This window comes from Cobetia sp. 29-18-1 (assembly GCF_029846405.1).
GTDB lineage: Bacteria > Pseudomonadota > Gammaproteobacteria > Pseudomonadales > Halomonadaceae > Cobetia > Cobetia amphilecti.
The window spans coordinates 1-1269 of the sequence record NZ_JARWKS010000046.1; the positions used below are offsets into that span (position 1 = coordinate 1).

The 1269-nt window shown below is 56.7% G+C and carries 1 protein-coding gene; it reads left to right on the forward strand.

Translation table 11 applies throughout. From position 1 onward, the window contains the following. The first annotated feature begins 66 nt into the window (after positions 1–66). Positions 67–1202 (forward strand): IS3 family transposase gene (locus QD208_RS17550; protein ID WP_156941212.1). Its coding sequence is split into 2 segments (ribosomal slippage): positions 67–340 and positions 340–1202, totalling 1137 coding nucleotides; the frame shifts between segments, so codons are not numbered across the junction. Positions 1203–1269 lie beyond the last annotated feature (67 nt).

Here is a 1269-nt window from a genome sequence, read left to right on the forward strand (position 1 = left end):
TGAAGTGGACCCCAGAATTCGGACCAGGCGCTAAGCTCTGATCATACCGACCAGGAGAGCTTGATCATGAGCAGGAAACGTCGACAGTACAGCAGTGAGTTCAAAGCCAAGGTAGCCCTTACTGCCCTCAAGGGGGAACAGACCACGTCAGAGATCGCAGCCCGCTTCGAGATCCACCCAACCATGGTGAGTCAGTGGAAGCGCGACCTGCTGGACAACGCCACCGGCGTCTTCGAGGGCAAAAGTTCCAGTAAAACCGCCCAGAAGACCCAGGAGGAGATCGATACGCTCTATCGCGAGATCGGCAAGCTGACGGTGGAACGGGATTTTTTGTCACGCAGGCTCGATCGTTGAGTCGGGCCCAGCGCCTGACAATGGTCGAGCCGCAAGCGCCCGGCATCAGCCTCCGACGTCAATGCCAGCTACTCGGTATCAGTCGCTCCTCGATGTACTATCAGCGCAAGGCGCTACGGGCCTATGATCTGGAGTTAATGCGTCTGATCGACGCGGAACATCTGCGCACACCGGTCTATGGCTCACGAAGGATGTCAGCCTATCTCAATCGCTTGGGCCACGCAGTGAGCCGCAAGCGCGTCCAGCGATTGATGCGCGGGATGGGACTACAGGCTATTTATCCGAAGCCATGCACTAGCCGGCCAGGTACAGGACATCGGATCTATCCTTACTTGCTGCGGGGGCGAGTCATCGACCGCCCCAATCAGGTATGGGCGACCGATATCACCTATATTCCTTTGGCGCGCGGGTTCATGTACCTGGTGGCCATCATGGACTGGCACAGCCGTCGCGTGTTGGCCTGGCGGGTCTCCAACACCCTGGATACGGACTTCTGTATCGATGCTTTGGAGGAAGCCTTGGCGTGTTATGGAAAGCCCGAGATATTCAATACAGATCAAGGCTGTCAGTTCACCAGCCAGTCGTTCACCGAAGTTCTGGAAGCCCATGATGTCCGGATCAGCATGGACGGCAAGGGATGCTATCAGGACAACATATTCGTGGAACGACTCTGGCGCAGTGTGAAGTATGAGTGCGTTTATCTGAAGGCTTTCGAGAGCGGCGCCCACTTGCGAGGGGATCTGAAGCGTTACTTCGCTTGGTACAACACAGAGCGGCCCCACCAAGGGCTAGACGATGCTACACCTGATGAAGTGTACTTCTCTCAACCACTGATCCAGGCGGCCTGACGCCGATGATGACCTGATCCGAGCTTAGACGACCCGTCAGGTGGTCCAAAGGATGGGGTCCACTTCA